Here is a 1,487-nt window from a genome sequence, read left to right on the forward strand (position 1 = left end):
TGGGGTAAAAAAGCCTGTCATTGCCATGTTGCATTTAATGGCCCTGCCAGGAGACCCCGGCTTCGACACAGCGGCGGGGATGCGCGCGGTGACTGACCGCGCGAGACGTGAGCTCGATGCGTTACAGAGTGGTGGAGTGGACGCCATTATGTTTTCTAATGAATTCAGCCTTCCCTATCTCACGAAGACCGAGCCCATTACGGCCATTTCAATGGCGCGAGTAATCGGAGAACTTCACTCCGAGATTTCTCAACCGTTTGGTGTCAACGTGCTGTGGGATGGAATCGCCTCGATTGATCTGGCCAATGCGACAGACGCATCGTTTGTCCGCGAAATTTTCACCGGTGTGTATGCAAGCGATTTCGGGCTGTGGGACACGAATGTCGGCCAAGCAGCTCGTCACCGCACTCGCACAGCAGCTCAAAACGTCAAGCTGCTGTTCAACATTGTTCCTGAGTCGGCTACCTATTTGGCATCCCGGGACATTGTCGACCTGACGAAGACCACGGTGTTCGCAACGGTCCCCGATGGGCTGTGCGTGTCTGGTCTCACGGCGGGAGCTTCGACCGACACGCAGGTACTCAGTCAGGTAAAAGGCGCCGCAGGAGACGTTCCCGTATTCGTGAACACGGGAGTCCGCGCCGATAACGCGGAGGAGCAACTCAGCATCGCAGACGGTGCCGTGGTCGGCACCTTTTTCAAGAAAGATGGCGTATTCGAGAACGAAGCTGATTCTGGTCGGGTGAACGAGTTGATGGGTGTAGTGCGCTCACTGCGCTCTTAAGCCGTTGTCGGGTTAGCCTGAATGGGACACAATATGTTCGGCAGAGAAGAAACGGGGTTTTCTGATGAGCAGTGAGCACCTTGTCGTTGTCGCCGTAGCCACGGCGAAAGCAGGTCAAGAAGCGCAATTAAAGGACCGACTTGAGGGTGTCGCCCGCGCGTCGTGGGAAGAACCTGGAGTGGTCACCTACGCCGTTCACGACCTCATAGATCGGCCCGGCGAGTTCATGATGGTCGAGGTGTATGCCTCCCGAGAGGCATTCGATGCCCACCTCGAAACAGGTCATGTGAAATCGTTGATCGCCGACCTTGAGAATTTGGTTGAGGGAGAGTTAGTGGTTCATCAGGCACTCGCCGCAGACTTCTCGAGTGGGTCGAAGGGTTCCCTGTAGCAATGGCCGTCGGGTCCACTGGAGTGATGTTGGGTGTCGAGTTGCCCGAGGCGGAGCTCGTGGACGCGACCAGTCGACTCTGGCAGGTAAAAGAACCCAGCCACCAAGCCACGCTGGTCGCCATTGTCAGTAACGACTCCAACGTTTCCGCAGAGGATGGTGTCTCCGGAATGGACGAGCAAGTAGTCAGAGCGCTTTGGTCTTTTCCCTACCTGCGCGATACCGATCAGCGTTTTGCCTACGAACTGGGCGCTGCCTGTACTCCTGATTTTTTGCTTTTCGACCGTGATTTTCGCCCGACTTACCGAGGCG

General features: G+C 56.3%; 2 protein-coding genes and 1 pseudogene. All 3 read left to right on the forward strand.

All coding sequences use genetic code 11. The annotated features are described in order from the left end of the window. The coding region (locus tag RI518_RS07890) for a BtpA/SgcQ family protein (RefSeq protein WP_310689828.1) at positions 1 to 784 on the forward strand (784 nt) is incomplete at its 5' end. 64 nt (positions 785 to 848) lie between these two features. After that, positions 849 to 1,175: an antibiotic biosynthesis monooxygenase gene (locus RI518_RS07895; protein ID WP_310689829.1), complete on the forward strand. Its 327-nt coding sequence runs from the start codon at positions 849 to 851 to the stop codon at positions 1,173 to 1,175. 2 nt (positions 1,176 to 1,177) lie between these two features. Continuing rightward, positions 1,178 to 1,487 (forward strand): annotated as a pseudogene (locus RI518_RS07900) (hypothetical protein); the annotation flags it as partial.

Source organism: Pontimonas sp. (genome assembly GCF_031581085.1).
Classification (GTDB): domain Bacteria; phylum Actinomycetota; class Actinomycetes; order Actinomycetales; family Microbacteriaceae; genus Pontimonas.

Bases quoted from the DNA above. Each gene is read 5' to 3' on its own strand.
- RI518_RS07895 (WP_310689829.1), top strand. From the start codon at position 849: ATGAGCAGTGAGCACCTTGTCGTTGTCGCCGTAGCCACGGCGAAAGCA.